This is a genomic window from Pseudolysinimonas sp. (genome assembly GCF_039912695.1).
Lineage (GTDB): Bacteria > Actinomycetota > Actinomycetes > Actinomycetales > Microbacteriaceae > Pseudolysinimonas_A.
Map to the genome: position 1 here is coordinate 75,316 of NZ_JBDSPJ010000012.1, position 20,146 is coordinate 95,461.

Here is a 20,146-nt window from a genome sequence, read left to right on the forward strand (position 1 = left end):
CTGCCCCGCCGCGAGCGCGCCGCATCCGCGCCCATAGGGTTGGTGCATGACCCCGGCTGCGCCCTCCGCCCCGCGGCGCGCGGCAATCGTCTACAACCCGATCAAGGTCGATCGGGCGAAACTCGAGGCCTCGGTGAAGGCGGTCGAAAAGAGCTCGGGCTGGGCGAAGAGTCTGTGGCTGGAGACGTCGGAGGCTGATCCTGGAGGCGGCTTGGCACGGCAAGCGATCGCCGCAGACGTCGAGGTCGTGCTCGCCGCGGGTGGCGACGGAACCGTGCGCGCGGTTGCCGAGAGTCTTCGCGGTTCTGGCGTCTCGCTCGCGCTGCTTCCTTCCGGAACCGGCAACATTCTGGCGCGCAATCTTGCGCTCCCGCTCACCAACATGGATGACTCCGTACGGACGGCTTTCACCGGACGGGACCGCCCGATCGACCTCGGAATGGTGACGATCACGCGACCCGACGGTTCGCTCGAGGAGCACGCTTTCGTCGTCATGGCTGGGCTCGGGCTGGACGCCAAGATGATCGCCAACACCAACCCTGAGCTCAAACGACGCGTGGGTTGGCTCGCATATGTGGATGCCATTGTGCGGTCCATGCGGGACGCCGAGCAGGTACGCGTGACTTTTCGTTCGGACGACGGCGAGCGCAAGACGATGCGCGCCCACACCGTGCTGGTCGGCAACTGCGGCCTACTCCCCGGCAACGTGCTGCTGCTGCCCGACGCCGAGATCGACGACGGTGTCTTCGACATCGTGGCGCTGCGTCCCGAAGGTTTTGCCGGCTGGGCTCAGATCTGGGTCAAGATCTTCTGGGAGAACGGGGTGCTGCGCCGCAGTTCGGTCGGCCGCAAACTGGCCGGTCTTTCGCGCGAGGTACGCACCCTGCGCTATTTGAAGGCAACGACCTTCGAGGTGTCGCTCGACAGGCCTGAAGACTTCGAACTGGACGGCGACGACTTCGGGATGGTCACAGCCTTCCGCGCCGTGATCGATCCCTCGGCGATCTCGGTACGGGTCCCGGCCTAACGTCGCAAGGCGGCCGCGACGACGGTTCCGGCCAGAGCGAAGGCTGTCGCCGCAACCAACCACGGCAGCAGGTCGACCAGTACGGCATCCGCCTGCACGCGGGCGAGGTAGATCACCAGATTCTCGCGCGAGAGCGGGATGCCTCCCGAGCTCACGCGGCCTGGCGCGACCAGCCCGTCGAGTCGGGCGATCTCAAGGGCAGTGGCCACCCCGGACCCCGCGGCAGCGAACGTCGAAACTGCGGGCACGGCGAGAGCAGCGACCGGATACCGTGGTCGAGCCACTGCGGCCCACGCGACGAGCGCCAGCACCGCGGCAACCAGGATGGGCCCGGCGGCGACCGCAACGACGCGAGCAAGGGCGCGATGCTCGGTCGAGACGCCGGGGCGCACGCCCGATTCCAGCGACGGATCGAGGGTCGCCAGGATGAGCGCGGCGACGCCACCTCCGATGAGCACCCCAGCGAGAACCAGCAGGGCCCACACGGGGAGTGGTCGGTGGGCGACCGGAGGATCTGCAGGATCCACGTCGCCCTTCTCGGCGGGGACGATTTCATCTGCTTGACCGCGCTGGAATCGGCGGGGGTACCGAGGGTCGACGGGATCGGTCACGGTCACCCGCGGGACGCGAGGCGCGCCCGGAGGCTGGCGAGTACGACAGCTGTCACAGCCGCGAAGATTCCCCCTAGAAGAAGCGCGGGCGCATACTTCTGCATCGCCCAGGCCACCTGTAACTGGATGTAAGCGTGGTCGATATCCTGCTGCTCCAGCTGCACCGCGTTTAACGTCCCAAAAGACTGCGTCAGCAGATCCGCTGCAAGGAGCGCAAGCACAATCCCCATCGCGGCCAAGGCCACTCCTACAGCGGCAGCGGCAGCCTGATATCGGAGGCGCATGTCACCGCACCCTGGTTCGCAGTGCAGCGAGCACTAGCCCGGCGCAGAAGGCGACGATCCCACCGACGAGAAGTGGAGCCGGCAGTTCAGCCTGTGCCCACAACCACAACTGGTCCGTGGCGGCGGGGGTAGGCTGCGTCGACGACGCCGTAGCCGTCGCCATCATCTGGAAGAACAGCCAGATCGAGAGCACCACAAGTACGGCACTCCCGCCGAAGAGGATCCGTTCCGACCGGGTCGGTCGTGCGATCGCCAAAGGATCCGCGTCGACCTCGACCCCACCGGCCGACTCTTCCTGCATTGCGCTGCTCCGCACCGTCGAGGGCGGGATGCTGTGTTGCTCAACACGTTGCGCCGTCGCGGCCCGGCCGCCGCTGAGGTGCACCGGGGCCCGGCGCTGCGCCGACTCGGGTGGCGAGGTCGGATCGACATGCTCACCCTGAAAGCCGCGCTGGAACTGCGCCGCGTAGCGCGGGTCAACCCCTGAATCGCCCTTCGCCATCCCGTTCGCCCTTTCTCCTACCGCTCCGGCTCTCCCGAGAGGATGTCGCGCAGCCAGTCGCGTGCCTCGACGAAGACATCGTCGCCGTATCGGGGACGCACCTCGACGTTCTGCCGGTCCGCTCGAGGGTACGAGCCCAGGAACATGACATTCGGGCTGAACCGTTTGAGGCCGAGCAGGGCGTCGGCGACCCGTTCGTCGTGGATGTGGCCGTCGAGATCGATGACGAAGCGGTACCGACCGAGGGCATCCCCGATCGGCCGGGACTCCAGCAGGCTCAGGTTGACGCCGCGGGTCGCGAACTGCTCGAGCATCTCGACCAAGCCGCCGGGTGCATCGGAGGGCAGTTCCACGATGACGCTGGTCTTGTCGGCACCGGTTGCTGGCGGGATCGCGTGGCTGGCTGACACGAGCACGAACCGGGTAACGGCGTTCGGGTTGTCCCCGATTCCGTCAGCAAGCACAACAACGCCGAGTTCCTTCTCGATCCGGGGCGGAGCGACCGCTGCATCCGCGATCTGGTTCTCGAGCAGGCCGGATGCCGCGCTCACATTCGAGGTCGCCGGGAGGTGTTCGTGGTCGGGCAGCTGCGCGTCGAGCCACAGGTGGCATTGCGCGTAGGCGACGGGATGAGCGGCGATAACCTTCACGTCCGCGAGGGTGGTTCCGGGTCGGGCGACCAGCGAGAAGTTCACGGGAACGAGGTACTCACCCGTGATGCGCAGGCCGGGGATGTTGGCGAGCGCGTCTTGCGTGGCACTCACGCCACCCTCGACGCTGTTCTCGATCGCGATGACCGCACCGACGCTCCGACCCGACACCACGTCGTCGAGTGCCTCGCCCACGTTGTTGACGCTGCGCCAGGTCGCGCCCTGCGCCTCGGGTACTTGGGTGAGAGCCATCCAGGTGAAGGTGCCGGCAGGCCCGAGGTAGCTGTAGCTATCGGGGGCGGCGCGATCAACCATGGCTGCGAGCCTACCGAGGCTGCGAGACTTGCCGGATGAGCCAGACCCCCGCCGGAGTGAAACGACTGCCTCTTACCATCAAAAGCTTGGTCGACGCGACCAACGCGGGCGACCACGACGCTTTCGTCGCGACTTTTGCCCCCGACGCGGTGTTGGTCGACTGGGGAAAGGTGTTCGAGGGTCGAGACGGCATCGCGGACTGGGACGAGTCAGACAACATCGGTCGCAAGGCTCAGCTCGCTGTAGCCGCCGTCCGGGCCGATGGTGACGACTGGGTAGTGACCATCGACGTCACCGGCGGCGGTTTCAACGGCACGAGCACCTTTCGCTTCACCCTGGTCGACAACCTGATTGCCCGGGTGGAGATCGCTCCCTAAGTCCGTTGCGGCTCAGCCGCAGCGGGCCTCGAGACAGCGCACCACCTGACTCGGGAGTCGAAGTGTCGAGGGCGTCGGGTCCGCTCCGTCGGCGATCAGAATCGGACGGTCACCATCGAGCGCGAGCCCGATCGGGGCGCCGTGCCAGACGATGTCGATGAGCTCGGTGCGCTTCATCTCTTGGCACGCGGCGTCGAGACAATCGATCAACGCCAGTGTGTCATCTGGGGTCGCGACGGCGACGAGCGGCCGACCGGAGGAATCGATCGCGAGCGCAGGGGGAGGGCCGTATTTGCTCGTCGGAAGACCGGGGTCGATTTCGACGTCGGTCGAGTCGGTGCAGCGCTCATCCAGGCAACTCGAGAGCCAGAACGACGACGTCGTCGGCAGCCGCCAGAGCAACGTCGCGAGGCCATCCGGACGAAGCGCGACCGAAAGCCCGGCGTTGTCGTCGCTCACAACGGTGGTGTCCGGCACGGGCTCTGCGATCGACGATACGGTCGGCTCGGTGCCGTCTGCGAAGGTGAATAGTCGGATGGGCTCGTCGGACGCCGAGTACGACGACAACCCCACGGCGGCGCGATCATCGTCAGCCGCCATGTCGAAAAGCGTGGGACCTGTCCCGTTGACTGCTGGAGACCAGGTCAGGCTCGTCGCGCCGACCGTGGAAGCCGAGGTGCAGGCCGCGTCCTCGCATCTGTAGACCGAGAGGGTCGGCGTCTGATCGTTCTGGCTCTGGTGTTCCTCCACCTTCGGAAAGGCCTCGAGCGACGCGACGACCGGCGTCGACCCCGTGGCGTCGACGGCGACCATGGTGGTGTGCTGCCCCGTGACGTCCTGGTTATAAGAGTCGGGGAACTCGCCGTCGTACCGCGCGATCACGACGGTTGCCCCCGGACCGTCGTCCTCACCGATGTACCGCGAGTCGACGCGATGGTCGGGTTCATCCTTCCCAGGGAGGTCGTCGACCAACGCGTCGACCTCGGATGGCGTGAGCCGAGTCAGCACGAGTTCCGGCTGTGCCGGGGTGCGTCGCCAGTGGGCGAACACCAGGTCGCCCTCCGGAGTCGAGCTCATCGCGATCGTGAAAACGTCGGGCAACTCGAGAGTTCGGCAACCCCCTGACCGACAGAGGCTGAGGTCGGCTCCGAACCCGCTGACGCCGCGCATGCTCAAGACGGCAACGCCGCCGTCACCGAAGGGCGCGATCTCCGGGCCCCCGATCGGCACGCGAGCCAGATTCTGTGCCTCAACCCGGGGGACCCCGATCGGGTCGATGGCGAGCGTCCCTGCCGTGAGCACCGGGGCGAGCGCCAGCGCGCCCACCGCCAGCAGCAGTCGGCGCGGCGCGCCCGGTACCGGAGTCCATGACCCCTCGACGGGAAGCCGATCGAGAGCCTCCAGCCCGTCGGCCGCGACACCCGTCCAGATCCCAGCCGCCAACACGGCCCACGCCACCACGGCGATCGTCACACCAAAGGTCACGAGTGCGACGGGAAGGAGCGAACCGCCCCAGGGGGCCGAAATTGCGAGATCGGCCACGGCCAGACCGAGCAACAGTGTCAGGGTCGCTCGCGGGCGCGCTCGTCCCCGCGTCATCTGGGAGTAGCGCTTCGCGACCACGAACGTGCGGGGCAGCGCGCGCACTCCGCCGCCCTCCAGCGCATCAACCGGTAACGCCAAGGTGAGCGGAGCAAGAATCGCCACACCGACCACAACCAGGATGGCCACGACCAGCAGACCGACCACCACGAGTGGCCCGACCAGAGCCAGCGCGGTGGACGCACCGAGCGCGATGGCGCCCCCTCCGAGACTGGCGACCACTGCCACCACCATCAGAAGGGGGATGGCGGCCAGCGTCTCGCGCCACGCGCGGCGGGCGCTCGGCTGGCGACGATCCACGAAGTCGCGAGCCACTCTGGTCGCCGCCGCCACGCCTGCCGTAACGCCGAGGATGAGCAGCACGCCGATGGCGAGCCTGGCGACTGCCCACCAGATGGGCGCCGTGCCCAGAACATCCAAGCGACCATTCACAATGGAGGCCTGACCTAGTTGCGCGAACAGCGCGATCACGGCTGCGAGCGCGGTGCCGATACCGATGGGCACAGCCGCAGCAAGCCAGGCCGTCGACGACCGGATCGACCCGCGCGTGGTCCGCTCGAAACTCGAGTGCGCTTGGGCGACACCCCGGGTGGCGTAGCGCATCGTGGGGTGGGGGGCGGTTTCTGTCACCCCCGCAGGGTAGCGCGAATGACAAATTCTCGAAGCTGGCCGCACCAAGCCCACAGCGGTCGTCGCATGGAAGGATCACAGGATGATGGATCGCGCCGGAACCCCCGCCCAAGCGAGCGACCTCGTCGACATCCCGGCGTTGCTCGCGGCGTACGACGGCCCCGCCGCGCCCGATCAGCCTGTCGTGTTCGGTACCTCCGGGCACCGCGGCTCGTCACTCGACGGAGCCTTCACCTCGACCCACATCGCGGCGATCACCCAGGCGATCGTCGAGTACCGCGCGACCCAGGGAATCACCGGTCCGGTCTTCGTCGGCGCCGACACCCACGCACTCTCCGCCCCCGCCCAGGCGACGGCGCTCGAGGTTCTCGCCGCCAACGGCATCACCGCGATCGTGGATGCCGAAGACGGCTGGGTGCCGACCCCCGCTGTGTCGCGGGCGATCATCCGGTTCAATCGCTCGCTGAAAGTCGGCGGAGCTCAGGCCGATGGAATCGTCATCACGCCGAGCCACAACCCGCCCCGCGACGGCGGCTTCAAGTACAACCCGCCCCACGGTGGTCCGGCGGATTCGGATGCGACGGGCTGGATCGCCGGGCGCGCGAACGACCTGATCGCCGGCGGCAACCGCGATGTGAAGGTCGGCGGGACGGGTTCGATCGACCGCTACGGCTACCGCCCCGAGTACGTCGACGATCTGAAGAACGTTCTCGACCTCGCGGCGATCAAGAACGCCGGACTGCACCTCGGCGCTGACCCGCTGGGGGGTGCCAGCGTCGACTACTGGGCGCTGATCGCCTCGCGCTATGACGTGGATCTGACGGTCGTGAACCCGACCGTCGACCCCACCTGGCGCTTCATGACTCTCGACTGGGACGAGAAGATCCGCATGGACCCATCGTCGCCGTCGGCCATGGCATCCGTCGTCGCCCGTCGGGCGGACTTCGACCTGCTGACCGGCAACGATGCGGATGCCGACCGCCACGGCATCGTCACCCCCGACGGCGGGCTGATGAACCCCAACCACTACCTGGCGGTCGCGATCCAGTATCTGTACACGCACCGGTCGGGATGGCGGCCGGACGCCGCGATCGGCAAGACACTCGTGTCGTCAACAATGATCGACCGGGTCGCGGCGTCGCTCGGCCGACGGCTCTGGGAGGTGCCGGTCGGCTTCAAGTGGTTCGTTCCGGGGCTGATCGACGGCTCGGTCGGCTTCGGCGGCGAAGAGTCGGCCGGAGCGTCGTTCCTCGAGCTCGGCGGCTCGGTGTGGACGACCGACAAAGACGGCATCCTGCTCGCCCTTCTCGCGGCCGAGATCCGTGCGGTGACCGGCAAAACGCCCTCGGAGCTCTACGCCGAACTGACCGCCGAGTTTGGCTCACCCGCATACGCCCGAGTGGATGCCGCAGCCTCACCGGCGCAGAAGGCGCGGCTCGGCAAACTCAGCGGCGCCGACATCCGGGCAGATTCTCTCGCGGGCGAGCCGATCACCGACCGCCTCTCGACGGCTCCCGGCAACGGCGCCGCGATCGGCGGGGTGAAGGTCGTTACCGAGAACGCCTGGTTCGCCGCGCGGCCGTCGGGCACCGAAGACGTCTACAAGATCTACGCCGAGTCGTTCAAGGGACCCGAGCATTTGGCCGAAGTGCAGGCCGAGGCGAAGACGATCGTCGATGCCGCCCTCGGCTCCTGAACCGTTATCAGTTGTAGTCGGGTGCCGCGGGGAAGCCGAAGAACTCTTCGAGCGTCGTGACGCCGGTGTCGTGCATCTCGGTCGCGGCTTCGATCCCGATGTAGCGCACGTGCCACGGCTCGTATTCGTACCCGGTGATCGGCGTCTTGCCGTCGGGGTAGCGGATGACAAAGCCGAACTTCCAGGAGTTCGCCGCGAGCCACTGCCCCTGCGGCGTGTCCGCAAAGCACTGCTTGCCCGCGCAGGTGCTGGGCACCGCGCCCATATCCATTGCCCAGCCGGTCTGGTGCTCGCTGAAGCCGGGTCGGGCACTGGTCTGGTCAGCGCCCGCCTGACCGAGTGATGACACCCAGCCGGCGTAGACGTCCACCTGGCGGGCATAGCTGCGATACGACGACATTGACGACATCGACAGGCCGGTCTCGGCGGTGAACTCGGCGAGCAGCGACTGCATGGCCGCGGCCGCTTCCGCCCGAAGCTGCCCCCCGCCGGGGATGTTGACCACGACCAGGTCCGTGGGGGCGTAGTCGGCGGGGTCGAGCGGCCGAGTCTTATTGACGACCACCCAGATGCTGTTCGGGTCGTCGTGCGAGTACTTGTCGACCGGGAAGGTCGGCGTCGGAGTGGGGGTTGGCGTCGGCACCGGGGGCTCGCTCGCGGTCGGAGTCTCCGACGGGTCGGCCACGGGCGCGGATCCACGCGGGGCGAACAGCACGATTGCGCCGGCGACGAGAGCGACGAAGAGCACCAGCACGACGACGACCGCAATCCGGCGGTTGCGGATCTGCTGCTTTGTGGGTCCCCGGTGTCGCACGCGGAGCATGGGTTCGCCAGTCACCGGGTTAGTTTACGCATCGCTCGCCGAACCATTCGCGAGCCACAGTTTGCTCGGTGTCGGCGTGAGGAGTAAATTTGCAGTCTCCGCAATATTCTTTGCACACAGCCACCACAGATCACGAACGGGACCCATGTCCGCCACTGAAGTCACTGCGCCCGCGGCGCAGAAGCCGATGCTCTCGCACCGGCAGATCCTGCTCATCATCTTCGGACTGATGGCCGGGATGTTTCTGTCCTCGCTCGATCAGACGATCGTGGGGACGTCGATACGCACGATCGCCGACGACCTCGACGGCCTCGCACTTCAGGCCTCGGTCACGACGGCGTATCTCATCACCTCGACCGTGACGACGCCCATCTACGGCAAGCTCAGCGACATCTTCGGACGGCGCCAGCTATTCATCTTCGCGATCGTCCTGTTCCTCATCGGATCGGGTCTCGCGGGCTTCTCGCACTCGATGTACGAGCTCGCCGGGTGGCGTGCCCTTCAGGGCGTCGGTGCCGGTGGCTTGATGGCGCTTCCCCTCGCGATCATGGGCGACATCCTCGCTCCGCGTGAGCGTGCCAAGTACCAGGGCTACTTCCTTGCAGTGTTCGCGACGTCGAGCGTGCTCGGCCCGCTCATCGGCGGCCTGCTCGCGGGCACCCCCGAGATTCTCTTCATCACGGGCTGGCGCTGGGTGTTCCTGATCAACATCCCGATCGGCATCGTCGCCCTCGCCCTCGTCTGGCGCTTCCTGCACGTGCCGCACACGCGACACAGCGCACGGATCGACTGGTTCGGAGCGTTCACAATCATCGTGGGCCTGGTTCCGTTGCTGCTCGTGGCGGAGAACGGTCGCGACTGGGGCTGGAGTTCGCCCCTAGCGTTCGCCTGCTACATCGTCGGCGGGCTCGGACTGATCGCCTTTGTCGTCGTCGAACGCCTCATGGGTGACGCGGCGCTCATCCCCCTGCGGCTGTTCAAGCACCCGACGTTCTCGATGGCCACCGTGCTCGGCGTCCTCGTCGGGTTCGGCATGTTCGGCGCGATGATGACGTTGCCGCTCTACCTGCAGCTCGTCTACGGCACCACTCCGACGACGACCGGTCTGCTGCTTCTGCCGATGATCCTGGGTCTCATGATCGCCTCGATCGTCAGCGGTCAGGTCATCGCGCGGACCGGAAAGTACCGGATCTTCCCGACCCTCGGCTCGGGATTCATGGCCCTCGGCTTCTTCTGGTTCACCTTCTCGTCAGCCGATCAGCCGGTCATCTTCATGATGGTGGGCATGCTGTTCGTCGGCCTCGGCCTGGGCCAGCTGATGCAGACGCTCACGATCGCCAGTCAAAACTCCGTCGGGCCTCGCGAGATGGGGGTCGCGACCTCGTCGTCGACGTTCTTCCGGCAGATCGGGGGAACGCTGGGGGTCGCCATCCTGTTCTCGGTGCTGTTCGCGCGGATCCCCGACGCGATCCAGGCCGCCTTCGGGCGTACCCAGACTTTGACGAACGCGCTGAATGCCGCGCTCGACCCGGCGGTTTCATCGGCTCCGCAGAACGCGGGGATCATGACCAACGTCTACGACAACATCGTGAACCCCGTGATCTCGCAGCTGCCGGCCGGCGTCGATCTGGGCGACGACGCGACTCGTGCGTCGATCGTCGACAAACTCGTTCCCCAGGTTCAGGATGCCCTCGCGAACGGCACGGGATCATCGGCGGGCAGCAGCCTCGACGGCGACACGTCGTTCCTGAACGGCGCGGATCACAACCTGACGGCACCTTTCCTCGACGGTTTTGCGAGCGCCGCAGTGACGGTTTTCTGGGTAAGCCTGGTTGTTGTCCTGGTCGCATTCGTGCTCAGTTTCTTCCTCAAGACGCCGCCGCTTCGCGCCAAGTCAGCGATGGAAGAATCGGCGGATGCCGACGCCGCGCTGCTCGCTCAGCGGGCCGCCGACCAGACCGGAGCGATGCTCGAGCCGGGAACCGGATCCATCCCCACCTACGATCCGAATGAGCCCGAACCGACAAAGTCACGCCGCTGACCCGCCCGCAAATAAAGGGCCGCCGAACAGGGATTCCTCTGATCGGCGGCCCTTTGCTGTTGACACGGTGGATGCGCTGTGCCTACAGTGACGCCAGTTCGTGAGAGCGCTCCCACGGCCACCGTGGGACCGCTCCCACGGGTAGCACACACCCTCATCCACGCACACAAAGGAGTGACCGTGAGACTCTCACGACGCACTGCGGTAGTCGCCGTTGCCGGCGCTGCCTCTCTCGCACTCGTCATGACCGGCTGTTCACAGCCGGCCGCCAGTGACGGGCCGATCGAACTGACCGTGACCACCTTCGGGACCATGGGACTCGACGGGCTTTACGCGCAGTACGAGAAGGACCACCCGAACATCACCATCAAGGCCACCAACATCGACACCGGTGGCAACGCGCTCACCGACTGGAAGACGAAGCAGGCTTCTGGTGGCCTGCCCGACGTCCAGGCCGTCGAAGAAGGCTGGCTCGGCTCCGTCATGGAGGTCTCCGACACCTTCACCGACTTGCGCGACTACGGCGCAACCGACCTCGCCAGCCGCTGGGTCGACTGGAAGGTCGGTCAGGCGACCGACTCCAAGGGCCGCGTCATCGGCTACGGCACCGACATCGGACCGGAGGGCCTCTGCTACAACAGCACGCTGTTCGCCGCCGCTGGCCTGCCCACCGATCGTGCCGACGTCGCAGCGCTGTTCGGCGGCGCGACCGCAACGTGGGACAAGTTCTTCGAGGTTGGCAAGCAGTACCACGCCGCCACGGGCAAGGCCTTCTACGACCAGAGTGGCTTCGTCTGGAACGCGTTTGTGAACGAACAGAAGGAGGGCTACTACAAGAAGGACGGCTCCCTGAACATTGAGAACAACGCGACGCTGAAGAGCTTCTGGCTGCAGCTCGCCGACGCGCAGAAGGCCGGACTCTCGGCCAACTCGGCTCAGTGGGACTGGGGTGGAGGCGCGTCGTTCGTCGACGGCACCTTCGCTGTCTTCATGTGCCCCGGCTGGATGCTGGGTGTCGTCAAGGGCAAGACTGAGGCCGGCGGCGGAAGCGCCACCTCCGGCTGGGACTTCGCGGATGTCTTCCCCGGCGGCTACGCCAACTGGGGTGGCACGTTCCTGACGGTTCCCACCACGTCGAAGCACCCGAAGGAAGCCGCTGAGCTCGCCGCCTGGCTGACCGACACGCCTCAGGAGGTGGCCGCCTTCCAGGCAGCCGGAACCTTCCCGAGCGTCAAGGCTGCTCAGACCGACCCGGGTGTCACCGGACCGAACGACCTGTCGAAGTTCTTCAACAACGCTCCGATCGGCACGATCCTCGGATCGCGCGCCTCGGGTGTCGTCGCACAGTTCAAGGGTCCGGATGACGCGATCATCCAGGAGCAGGTCTTCGGACCGCCGCGCTCGGCGCTCGACGCCGGCACGGCTGACGGTGAGACCACCTGGAACCAGGCGATCGACCTGCTGCACCAGCTGCTTGGCTGACCTTTAGCCGACCAGTAACACCATCGCGAAGCCCCCAGGAGCGGCACCGCCCCTGGGGGCTTCGCCTCGGAACAGATTGAAACGACCGAAGATGACACGCACTGCTGAAGCCGACCGCCCCCGCGCGGCGCGACCTGGCCTCACCTGGCGCCAGCGCCGACACTATGCAGACTTCAAGTACTCGCCCTACCTGTACGTAGCGCCGTTCTTCATCCTCTTTGCGCTCGTCGGGCTGTTCCCTCTGCTGTACACCTTCGTGGTCTCGCTTAATGACTGGGACCTACTCAAGGGTCAGGGCCAGGTCTGGGGTTTTCAGAACTACATCCGCGAGTTCCAAGACCCGGGGTTCTGGAACTCGATTTTCAACACCTTCAGCATCTTCCTGCTGTCAGCGATCCCCCAACTCGTCGCCGCAACCTTCATCGCCGCCGTCCTCGACCAGAACTTGCGCGCCAAGACTTTCTGGCGTCTCAGCGTGCTGCTGCCCTACGTCGTGACGCCGGCCGCGGTCGCCCTCATTTTCAGCAGCATCTTCTCGGAGACGTACGGCCTCGTGAACAACCTGCTCACGTCAATCGGGCTCGATCCGGTCTTGTGGAAGCACGACACGTTCGCCGGCCATTTCGCGATCGCAACGATGGTGAACTGGCGCTGGACCGGCTACAACGCCCTCATCCTGCTCGCCGCGATGCAGGCTGTCCCCCGCGACATCTACGAGTCGGCCGCCCTTGACGGGGCCGGGGCTTTCCGCCGCTTCTTCTCGATGACGTTGCCCAGCATCCGCCCGACGTTCATCTTCGTGCTCATCACCGCAACCATCGGTGGACTCCAGATCTTCACCGAACCGAAGCTATTCGAGGCCACCCTCGCCTACCCGGGTGGTGTGTATCACCAGTTTGAAACGACCACCCTCTACATCTGGAATATGGCCTTTAACCAAGATCACTTCGGTCGAGCCGCGGCAATCGCATTCATCTTGCTGATGATCATCGTCCTGATCGGCCTGATCAACTACTTCCTCTCTCGGGGCATCGCGTCAAGCGAGGCCAAGATGACGAAGACTCGTACGTCCCGACGATTGGCGAAGTACCGCGCCACGCAGCAGGATGCCGTCCCACCCGTTGCGCAGAACCACCTGGAGCGTCTCCCATGACCACAGCGCTCGATCGCACCCGCACCAAGCGTCCCCGGCACCACGCCATCAAGGGTTCGCGCCCTGGCTTCTTGGTTTATGGACTGTTGCTCGCCTGGTTCCTCGGCAGCTCGTATCCGCTCTGGTGGTCGTTCGTGGCCGGATCGAGCACGAACAGTGTTCTGACCCTGCCGTATCCGCCGCTGCTCCCGGGCGGTCAGTTCTGGCAGAACGCCTCCGAGGTCTTCGCCACGATCGACTTCTGGAAGGCGCTCGGCAACAGCATCATCGTGTCCAGCGCGATCACCGTCTCGGTTCTGTTCTTCTCGACCCTCGCCGGCTACACGTTTGCGAAGCTCAAGTTCCGTGGCCGCAACGGGCTGATGCTGTTCGTGGTGCTGACGCTCGCCATCCCCACCCAACTGGGCATCATCCCGTTGTTCATTCTGATGAAGCAGTTCGGCTGGACCGGGTCACTGGGCGCCATCATCGTGCCGACGCTTGTGACCGCCTTTGGCGTGTTCTTCATGCGTCAGTACCTCGTCGATGTGATTCCCGACGAACTGATCGAAGCGGCCCGCGTCGACGGCGCCAGCAGCATCGGTACCTTTTGGTACGTCGGCCTTCCTGCCGCGCGCCCCGCGATGGCGGTGCTCGGTCTGTTCACCTTCATGACCGCCTGGACCGACTACCTGTGGCCGCTGATCGTCGCCGGGTCGAATCCAACGCTGCAAGTCGCTCTGAGTCAATTGCAGTCGGCGAGGTATGTGAACTACACGGTCGTGCTCGCGGGCGCCGTGTTGGCCACCATCCCGCTGCTGCTCCTCTTCATCGTCGCCGGTCGCCAACTCGTCTCCGGCATCATGGCGGGGGCGGTGAAGGGCTGATGACTCTCGCGCTTCCGGCCGGCTTCCGCTGGCCGAATGGCTTCGTCTGGGGCGCAGCAACCGCTGCCGCGCAGGTCGAAGGTGCTGCCCACGAAGACGGCAAACGCGACTCGATCTGGGATGCCTTCGCGCGCGTCCCGGGAAACGTCGCCCACGGCGACACCCCCGAACGTGCCGTCGACCACTACCACCGGATGCCGGAAGACGTCGCGCTGATGACCCGACTCGGTCTCGACTCGTACCGCTTCTCGGTCTCCTGGGCACGGGTCAAGCCGGATGACGGCGAGTTCAACCGCGACGGCCTCGACTTTTACTCGCGGCTGGTCGACGAACTCCTCGCGGCCGGCATCCTGCCGTGGTTAACCCTTTATCACTGGGATCTGCCGCAAACCGTTGAAGAGACCGGCGGGTGGGCAAACCGCGACACCGCGCAGCGTTTTCTCGACTACGCGCTCGGCGTGCACCAGGTTCTCGGTGACCGCGTCAACGACTGGACGACGTTCAACGAGCCGTTCTGCTCATCCTTCATCGGCTACGCGGGCGGCGAGCACGCTCCCGGTCGTCAAGAACCCCGGGCGGCCCTCGGAGCGCTCCATCACCAGCATCTCGCTCACGGACTCGTGGTCGAGGCGTTGCGTGGGGCGGGGGCCGCTCGGCTTGGCATCACGCTGAACCTCACCAACGCTCTGCCGTACGACGCGTCGTCGGCCGAAGACCTCGACGCGGCCCGCAGGGTGGATGCCCTGTGGAACCGTGCGTTCCTTGAGCCGATTCTGCTGGGCGCCTACCCGACCGACTTCGTGTCGGATGTCGCGGAGTACGACTTCGAGTCCCTCATCCACGACGGCGACCTCGCGACGATCTCGCAGCCGATCGACTTCCTCGGGGTGAACCACTACCACGACGACCAGGTCTCGGGGCGAGCGCTGCCACCGAACCAACCGCCGTCGATTACCCCGGTCACGAAACCGCTCAAGTCGCCGTTCGTCGGGTCGGAGTTCGTGACCTTCCCGTCCCGCGGTCTGCCTCGCACCGCGATGGGGTGGGAGGTCAATCCCGACGGTCTGCGCATCCTGCTTGAGCGCCTTACGCTTGAGTATCCGAATTTGCCCACGCTCTACGTCACTGAGAACGGCTCGTCCTACGACGACCCTGAACCTTCGGACGGACATGTCGCTGACCCCCAACGCGTCTCCTACCTCGAGACCCACATCCAAGCCGTCGCGGAAGCGATCGCGGCCGGTGTTGACGTTCGCGGCTACTTCGCGTGGTCGCTGATGGACAACTTCGAGTGGGCCTGGGGCTTCGAGAAGCGTTTCGGCATCGTGCACGTCAACTACGACACCCTTGAGCGCACCGTCAAAGACTCGGGGCTCACCTTCGCGGCGATCATTGCTGCGAGTCGGAGCGTCGAATTGGCGCCCAAGGCCGCGCCGTGACGATCGGCGCGCCACCATCGATGTCGACCCCGACGCTTGAGATGGTGGCCGCCCTCGCGGGGGTGTCACGCTCCACCGTGTCACGCGTGATCAACGATTCGCCGAAGGTCACTGCCGAAGCACTCGCTGCCGTCAACGCGGCGATCGAACAGCTCGGCTACGTGCCCAATCGCGCGGCGCGCACCCTCGCTAGCCGACGTACGCACTCGATCGCCCTCGTCATCCCCGAGAACACCGCCCGGTTCTTCGCCGACCCCTACTTCGCCTCCGTGGTGCAGGGTGCGGCGATGCGGCTGGCTACCACCGACTTCACCCTGACCCTGCTGATCGCCTCGGAAATCGACCCGGAGAAGAGCCGCCGGTACCTCCAGGCGGGCAACGTTGACGGGGCGCTCATCCTCTCCCACCACAGCGACGACCGCTCGTATGTCGCACTCTCGCGCAACCTCCCCGTGGTCTTCGGCGGACGCCCCGCGCCGTACGACGACGGCCCGGTACCCGTCTACGTGGATGTCGACAACACGGCCTCGGCGCAGTCAGTTGTCGAGCTGCTGATCTCGGCCGGGCGTCGGCGCATCGCGACCATCGCCGGCCCCACGAACATGACGGCAGGTCTCGACCGTCTCGAAGGCTGGCACGCGGCTCTCGCGGCTGCCGGGATGCCGACCGATCTGGTCGAGCGCGGCGACTTCACCCCGGCCTCCGGTGCGCTCGCGATGGAGCGCTTGCTCGACCGGGGCGAGCCGTTCGACGGACTGTTCGCGGCATCCGCTCAGATGGCCGACGGTGCCCTCTCGGTGCTGCAGGCGCGCGGGATCTCGGTGCCTCGCGACCTCGGCGTCGTCACCTTCGACGACGACTACTTCGCCCAGCGCGCGAACCCGCCGCTCAGCACCGTGGACCAGGAAGAGAGCGAGGTCGGTCGCACCATGGCCGAACTGCTCATGCGTCTGATCAACGGTGAGGACGTTCCGCTCATCACCATGATGCCGACGGTTTTGGTGCGCCGCGGCTCCGAGTGAGACCTCAGCCGGTTCCCGGGGTTAGCGTGGATTCATGGCAGACACCGTGGTGCACGACGAGGCCGGCTCCCGATTCGTGCTGATGCGCGGCGACCGCGAGCTCGGCGAGACCGACTACCTCACGCGCGCCGACGGCGAGATCGTCTTCACACACACCGAGATCGACCCGGCGCTACAGGAGCGCGGGCTCGGCAGCATCCTGGTCGGTGGCGCCCTCGATCAGCTGCGCGCAACCACGACGGCGCGGATCGGCGCGACGTGCCCGTTCACCCGCCGATTCCTCGACACCCATCCCGAGTACCAGGATCTGACCACACGTTAAACGGGTTGTGGCGTGCCTAACTCTCGGCGTCAGAGCACTCTGGCCCCTCTACGTCGACGAAGCACGAGATTTCCGAGAGTTAGGTACTCCAGCCAGAGACCGACTTCATCGGTGAAGGGCCGGTACCGCGATGGCGACGCTTTTGCTAGCGGGGCTGCGAGAGGTCGATCTTGATCGTCCCCTTGTAAACGTCGCGATCGCCGTCACCGGGCGACGGGGCGGGAGCGGGCATCTCGTGTTGCCGCTCGAGTTCTTGCATGGCTTCTTGCCGGTTCGGCGCGAAGAGACCGTCGATCGGGGCGAGCACGTTGCCGATGGTCGCCGCGCCCTTCTTGGCGCGAAAGTCCATGATCCCCGTGAGCTGGCCGATGACGCCGGCCGCGACAACGAGCACTCCGACAATCACCCACACGATCCAGCCCACGGGCACAGGATACGTCGCTACCTCGTGGGAACGATGTGCGGCCGCCCGTCGATTTCGACGACGCGCACCTCGAGGCCGTAGACCGACGAGATGGTGGATGCCGTGAGCACGTCAGCCGGAACCCCCACGGCGGCGAGGCGGCCGGCCGACAGCAGCGCGACCCGGTCGGCGACGGATCCGGCGAGCGAGAGGTCGTGCACCACGAGCACGACGGCACGGCCTGCGTCGGCCAACTCCCGGGCGATGCGCAACACGTCTTCCTGATGCCGCAGGTCGAGCGCGGCGGTCGGTTCGTCGAGAAACACGATACCGGTGTCCTGAGCAAGCACCCGAGCTAGGGAGACACGCGCTCGCTCGCCGCCCGAGAGTTCGGTGAAGCGGCGGTGGGCGAGATGCCCGACATCCGCTCGTGCCGCCGCCGAGCTGACCGCTCGGGTGTCGTCGGCGAGTTCGCCGGTGCGCGTCCAGGGCGAGCGCCCCATCTGGATGACCTCAAGAACCCGAAACGGGAAGATCAGGGTGTTGTCCTGCGTGAGAACCGCGCGGCGCCGCGCGAGTTCGAGCGGCGAGAACGATCGAACGTCGCGATCGTCGAGCAGCACCGACCCGGATGCCGGGGCCAGCTCGCCTGAGAGCACGGAGAGCAGCGTCGACTTGCCGGCGCCGTTGGGCCCGACCAGGGCAAGCACCTCACCGGGGATGACGTCGAGCGTCACGTCGTGAAGAACGCGCCGACCGCCCAAGTCGACCGACACGGAATGCGCGCGCAAAGTCATGCCCACCCTCCCGACCGGCGCCGTTGACGCCAGAGGAGGAAGAAGAAGAACGGTCCGCCGACAAGGGAGGTCAGCATCCCGATCGGGAGTTCCGCGCCGGCGACGATGGTGCGCGCGAGCAGGTCGGCGATCAGCATCAGCACGGCACCCCCGAAGGCCGAGGCGACGATGAGTCCGCGGTGGCGCGGGCCGAGCAGCATGCGCATCACGTGCGGCACGACGAGTCCGACGAACGCGACGATGCCGACAAACGCCACCGCGACGCCGGTGAGCAGGGCGACAATGACGATCGACACCAACCTCAGCCGCTCGACGTCGAGGCCGAGGTGCTTCGCGTTGCGTTCGCCCAGGGACAGGAGGTCGTAGCGCCGAGCGAGCAACACGGATGCGATCACGCCGACGACGGCCACCGCGACCACCACGACGACCTCGCTCCAGAGCGACCCGTTGAGAGACCCGAGTTGCCAGAAGATGATCTGCTCGCGGCTCGCCGAGTTCGCGGCGAACAGCACGAACGCCAACCCGGCTCCCGCGAAGGCGTTCACCGCGATGCCGGTCAGCAGCAGGGTCACGACCTCGGTACGGCCATTGGCGCGCGCCACGAAATACACCAAGAGGGTGGCGAGCAGCCCGCCGACGAACGCGAAGATTGCCACGGCGTACTCGCCGAGCGCCGATGCGCCGAGGGTGATCGCGGTCGCCGCTCCGAGTGCCGCCCCGGATGACACTCCCACGACGCCGGGCTCGGCCAGAGGGTTGCCGAAGATCGCCTGCATGACCGCACCGGCCGTCGCGAGGGACGCGCCGACCACGATCGCCATCACGATCCGCGGAAACCGAATCACCCACAGCGTTGACTCGATCACCGGGTCGTCGGGCGCCATCGAATTCGGGATGCCGACCGCCCGCAGCAGAGATCCGAAGACTTCCGCGGGCGAGACCGGCAACTGCCCGAGCAGGGCCGACGCCAGGATGCCGCCCAGCAGCAGGGCGCCGATCGAGACGCCAACGATCAGCTTTTTCACGAGGTCAGATTTTTCACGATCACGGCACCCGGTACAGCCACTCGTCGGTACCGAACTTCTCGGTGACGAGTTCGGCCGCCCGCGCGTACTCCGCGTCGGTGATGACACCGTCCGTCAGGCCATGGGCATCCCGGAAGGTGGAGATCATCCGCTCGATGATCTCGTCCCGACTCTTCCCGGTCTGACTGCGCAGCGGGTCGACGCGCTTGTTCGCACTCTTGGTGCCCTTGTCGCTGAGCTTCTCGCGGCCGATGCGCAGCACCTCGGCCATGCGATCGCCGTCCATGTCGTAGGCCATCGTGACGTGGTGCAGCACGCCACCGTTGCCGAGACGTTTCTGAGCGGCACCGCCGATCTTGCCGGCCGGCGAAGCGATGTCATTGAGCGGTTGATAGGACGCATCGACGCCGAGGCTCTTGAGAGCAACGACGGTCCACTCGTCGAAGAACGCGTACGAGTCGGCGAACGACATCCCCGTGACGAGGTCGGCCGGGGCGTAGATCGAGTAGGTGATGATCGCGCCGGCATCCATGAACATTGCCCCGCCGCCCGAGATGCGACGCACGACCCGGAACCCGTATTTGGCTGCGTTTTCGGGATCGACCTCGTTCTTCACCGACTGGAACGAGCCGATCACGACCGCCGGCTGATCCCACTCCCAGATGCGCAGAGTCGGCTTGCGGCGGCCCTCGCCGACCTCGGTCGCGAGGACCTCGTCGAGCGCGAGATGCGTGAGCGGATCGAGCGGACCGGGGTGCACCAGTTGCCACTCGTAGTCACGCCAGGTGGTCGCCTTCCGCAGCGCCCGACGTACGGCGGTCGCGACAGATTCGGCCGTGAATCCGAGCAGCACCGCGCCCTCAGGTAGCGCTGCGGTGACGGATGCGGCGAGCGCCTTCGCATCGGAGTCTTCCGGCATCCCGGTCAAGGCGCGGTCAATCGCGGCAAGCGCCTCATCCGGCTCGAGAAAGAAGTCGCCCGACACCCTCACGTCGGCGAGCTTTCCGTCGGTGACGGAGAGGTCGACGACGACCAACTTGCCGCCGGGCACCTTGAATTCGCCGTGCATCTGGTCCTCC

General features: G+C 66.3%; 20 protein-coding genes. 10 read left to right on the top strand and 10 right to left on the bottom strand.

Annotation, left to right across the window (positions count from 1 at the left end):
* Positions 1–46 precede the first annotated feature (46 nt).
* Positions 47–1,027, top strand: coding sequence for a diacylglycerol kinase family protein (locus ABIR17_RS03735; RefSeq protein WP_348003017.1), 981 nt, complete (start codon positions 47–49; stop codon positions 1,025–1,027).
* Here ABIR17_RS03735 and ABIR17_RS03740 read toward each other — a convergent pair.
* The 4 genes from ABIR17_RS03740 to pheA are packed head-to-tail and all read right to left on the bottom strand — an operon-like array spanning position 1,024 to position 3,389.
* Complete coding sequence (locus tag ABIR17_RS03740; RefSeq protein ID WP_348003018.1) at positions 1,024–1,638, bottom strand: hypothetical protein; 615 nt, start codon at positions 1,636–1,638, stop codon at positions 1,024–1,026. The two genes, ABIR17_RS03735 and ABIR17_RS03740, sit on opposite strands and share 4 nt — an antisense overlap.
* Before the next feature lie 2 nt (positions 1,639–1,640).
* Positions 1,641–1,883 (bottom strand): hypothetical protein, encoded by a 243-nt coding sequence (locus tag ABIR17_RS03745; RefSeq protein WP_348003019.1) that lies wholly within the window; start codon positions 1,881–1,883, stop codon positions 1,641–1,643.
* 40 nt (positions 1,884–1,923) lie between these two features.
* Positions 1,924–2,424, bottom strand: coding sequence for a hypothetical protein (locus ABIR17_RS03750; RefSeq protein WP_348003020.1), 501 nt, complete (start codon positions 2,422–2,424; stop codon positions 1,924–1,926).
* Positions 2,425–2,441: 17 nt separating this feature from the next.
* A complete protein-coding gene (gene pheA / locus ABIR17_RS03755; RefSeq protein WP_348003021.1) occupies positions 2,442–3,389 on the bottom strand; it encodes a prephenate dehydratase in 948 nt (315 codons plus the stop codon).
* A gap of 35 nt (positions 3,390–3,424) precedes the next feature.
* Here pheA and ABIR17_RS03760 point away from each other — a divergent pair, with 35 nt between their 5' ends.
* On the top strand, positions 3,425–3,766 hold the full coding sequence (locus tag ABIR17_RS03760; protein WP_348003022.1) for a nuclear transport factor 2 family protein: 342 nt from the start codon (positions 3,425–3,427) through the stop codon (positions 3,764–3,766).
* 12 nt (positions 3,767–3,778) lie between these two features.
* On the opposite strand, the gene ABIR17_RS03765 is transcribed toward ABIR17_RS03760, so the two are convergent.
* Positions 3,779–5,998: a hypothetical protein gene (locus tag ABIR17_RS03765; RefSeq protein WP_348003023.1), complete on the bottom strand. Its 2,220-nt coding sequence runs from the start codon at positions 5,996–5,998 to the stop codon at positions 3,779–3,781.
* Positions 5,999–6,080: 82 nt separating this feature from the next.
* On the opposite strand from ABIR17_RS03765, the gene pgm reads away from it, so the two are divergent.
* Positions 6,081–7,694, top strand: coding sequence for a phosphoglucomutase (alpha-D-glucose-1,6-bisphosphate-dependent) (pgm, locus tag ABIR17_RS03770; RefSeq protein ID WP_348003024.1), 1,614 nt, complete (start codon positions 6,081–6,083; stop codon positions 7,692–7,694).
* Positions 7,695–7,701: 7 nt separating this feature from the next.
* Here pgm and ABIR17_RS03775 read toward each other — a convergent pair whose 3' ends face one another.
* The gene (locus tag ABIR17_RS03775; RefSeq protein ID WP_348003025.1) at positions 7,702–8,532 is read right to left on the bottom strand and encodes a M15 family metallopeptidase; all 831 of its coding nucleotides are present in this window, start codon (positions 8,530–8,532) and stop codon (positions 7,702–7,704) included.
* A gap of 130 nt (positions 8,533–8,662) precedes the next feature.
* On the opposite strand from ABIR17_RS03775, the gene ABIR17_RS03780 reads away from it, so the two are divergent.
* From ABIR17_RS03780 to ABIR17_RS03810, 7 genes are all read left to right on the top strand, one after another.
* Entirely contained in the window at positions 8,663–10,558 is a 1,896-nt protein-coding gene (locus ABIR17_RS03780) for an MDR family MFS transporter (RefSeq protein ID WP_348003026.1), read from the top strand.
* A 180-nt stretch (positions 10,559–10,738) separates the two neighbouring features.
* Positions 10,739–12,040: an ABC transporter substrate-binding protein gene (locus ABIR17_RS03785; RefSeq protein WP_348003027.1), complete on the top strand. Its 1,302-nt coding sequence runs from the start codon at positions 10,739–10,741 to the stop codon at positions 12,038–12,040.
* A 91-nt stretch (positions 12,041–12,131) separates the two neighbouring features.
* Positions 12,132–13,193 (top strand): sugar ABC transporter permease, encoded by a 1,062-nt coding sequence (locus tag ABIR17_RS03790; RefSeq protein WP_348003028.1) that lies wholly within the window; start codon positions 12,132–12,134, stop codon positions 13,191–13,193.
* On the top strand, positions 13,190–14,059 hold the full coding sequence (locus tag ABIR17_RS03795) for a carbohydrate ABC transporter permease (protein WP_348003029.1): 870 nt from the start codon (positions 13,190–13,192) through the stop codon (positions 14,057–14,059). The genes ABIR17_RS03790 and ABIR17_RS03795 overlap by 4 nt, the downstream gene beginning before the upstream one ends.
* The gene (locus ABIR17_RS03800) at positions 14,059–15,498 is read left to right on the top strand and encodes a GH1 family beta-glucosidase (protein ID WP_348003030.1); all 1,440 of its coding nucleotides are present in this window, start codon (positions 14,059–14,061) and stop codon (positions 15,496–15,498) included. The genes ABIR17_RS03795 and ABIR17_RS03800 overlap by 1 nt, the downstream gene beginning before the upstream one ends.
* 20 nt (positions 15,499–15,518) lie before the next feature.
* Positions 15,519–16,520, top strand: coding sequence for a LacI family DNA-binding transcriptional regulator (locus tag ABIR17_RS03805; protein WP_348003048.1), 1,002 nt, complete (start codon positions 15,519–15,521; stop codon positions 16,518–16,520).
* 34 nt (positions 16,521–16,554) lie between these two features.
* On the top strand, positions 16,555–16,842 hold the full coding sequence (locus ABIR17_RS03810) for a GNAT family N-acetyltransferase (RefSeq protein WP_348003031.1): 288 nt from the start codon (positions 16,555–16,557) through the stop codon (positions 16,840–16,842).
* A gap of 145 nt (positions 16,843–16,987) precedes the next feature.
* On the opposite strand, the gene ABIR17_RS03815 is transcribed toward ABIR17_RS03810, so the two are convergent.
* The 4 genes from ABIR17_RS03815 to ABIR17_RS03830 are packed head-to-tail and all read right to left on the bottom strand — an operon-like array spanning position 16,988 to position 20,136.
* Positions 16,988–17,266, bottom strand: a complete 279-nt coding sequence (locus ABIR17_RS03815; RefSeq protein ID WP_348003032.1) for a hypothetical protein — start codon at positions 17,264–17,266, stop codon at positions 16,988–16,990.
* A gap of 17 nt (positions 17,267–17,283) precedes the next feature.
* A complete protein-coding gene (locus ABIR17_RS03820) occupies positions 17,284–18,042 on the bottom strand; it encodes a heme ABC transporter ATP-binding protein (protein WP_348003033.1) in 759 nt (252 codons plus the stop codon).
* Positions 18,039–19,067 (bottom strand): iron ABC transporter permease, encoded by a 1,029-nt coding sequence (locus tag ABIR17_RS03825; RefSeq protein ID WP_348003034.1) that lies wholly within the window; start codon positions 19,065–19,067, stop codon positions 18,039–18,041. Before ABIR17_RS03825 ends, ABIR17_RS03820 begins: the two co-directional genes overlap by 4 nt.
* A gap of 19 nt (positions 19,068–19,086) precedes the next feature.
* A complete protein-coding gene (locus tag ABIR17_RS03830) occupies positions 19,087–20,136 on the bottom strand; it encodes a biotin/lipoate A/B protein ligase family protein (RefSeq protein WP_348003035.1) in 1,050 nt (349 codons plus the stop codon).
* Positions 20,137–20,146: the final 10 nt, after the last annotated feature.

Coding starts and splice junctions, on each gene's coding strand:
- ABIR17_RS03790 (WP_348003028.1), top strand. CDS start 12,132: ATGACACGCACTGCTGAAGCCGACCGCCCCCGCGCGGCGCGACCTGGC.
- pgm (WP_348003024.1), top strand. CDS start 6,081: ATGATGGATCGCGCCGGAACCCCCGCCCAAGCGAGCGACCTCGTCGAC.
- ABIR17_RS03820 (WP_348003033.1), bottom strand. CDS start 18,042: ATGACTTTGCGCGCGCATTCCGTGTCGGTCGACTTGGGCGGTCGGCGC.
- ABIR17_RS03805 (WP_348003048.1), top strand. CDS start 15,519: ATGTCGACCCCGACGCTTGAGATGGTGGCCGCCCTCGCGGGGGTGTCA.
- pheA (WP_348003021.1), bottom strand. CDS start 3,389: ATGGTTGATCGCGCCGCCCCCGATAGCTACAGCTACCTCGGGCCTGCC.
- ABIR17_RS03810 (WP_348003031.1), top strand. CDS start 16,555: ATGGCAGACACCGTGGTGCACGACGAGGCCGGCTCCCGATTCGTGCTG.
- ABIR17_RS03760 (WP_348003022.1), top strand. CDS start 3,425: ATGAGCCAGACCCCCGCCGGAGTGAAACGACTGCCTCTTACCATCAAA.
- ABIR17_RS03780 (WP_348003026.1), top strand. CDS start 8,663: ATGTCCGCCACTGAAGTCACTGCGCCCGCGGCGCAGAAGCCGATGCTC.
- ABIR17_RS03830 (WP_348003035.1), bottom strand. CDS start 20,136: ATGCACGGCGAATTCAAGGTGCCCGGCGGCAAGTTGGTCGTCGTCGAC.
- ABIR17_RS03795 (WP_348003029.1), top strand. CDS start 13,190: ATGACCACAGCGCTCGATCGCACCCGCACCAAGCGTCCCCGGCACCAC.
- ABIR17_RS03735 (WP_348003017.1), top strand. CDS start 47: ATGACCCCGGCTGCGCCCTCCGCCCCGCGGCGCGCGGCAATCGTCTAC.
- ABIR17_RS03800 (WP_348003030.1), top strand. CDS start 14,059: ATGACTCTCGCGCTTCCGGCCGGCTTCCGCTGGCCGAATGGCTTCGTC.
- ABIR17_RS03750 (WP_348003020.1), bottom strand. CDS start 2,424: ATGGCGAAGGGCGATTCAGGGGTTGACCCGCGCTACGCGGCGCAGTTC.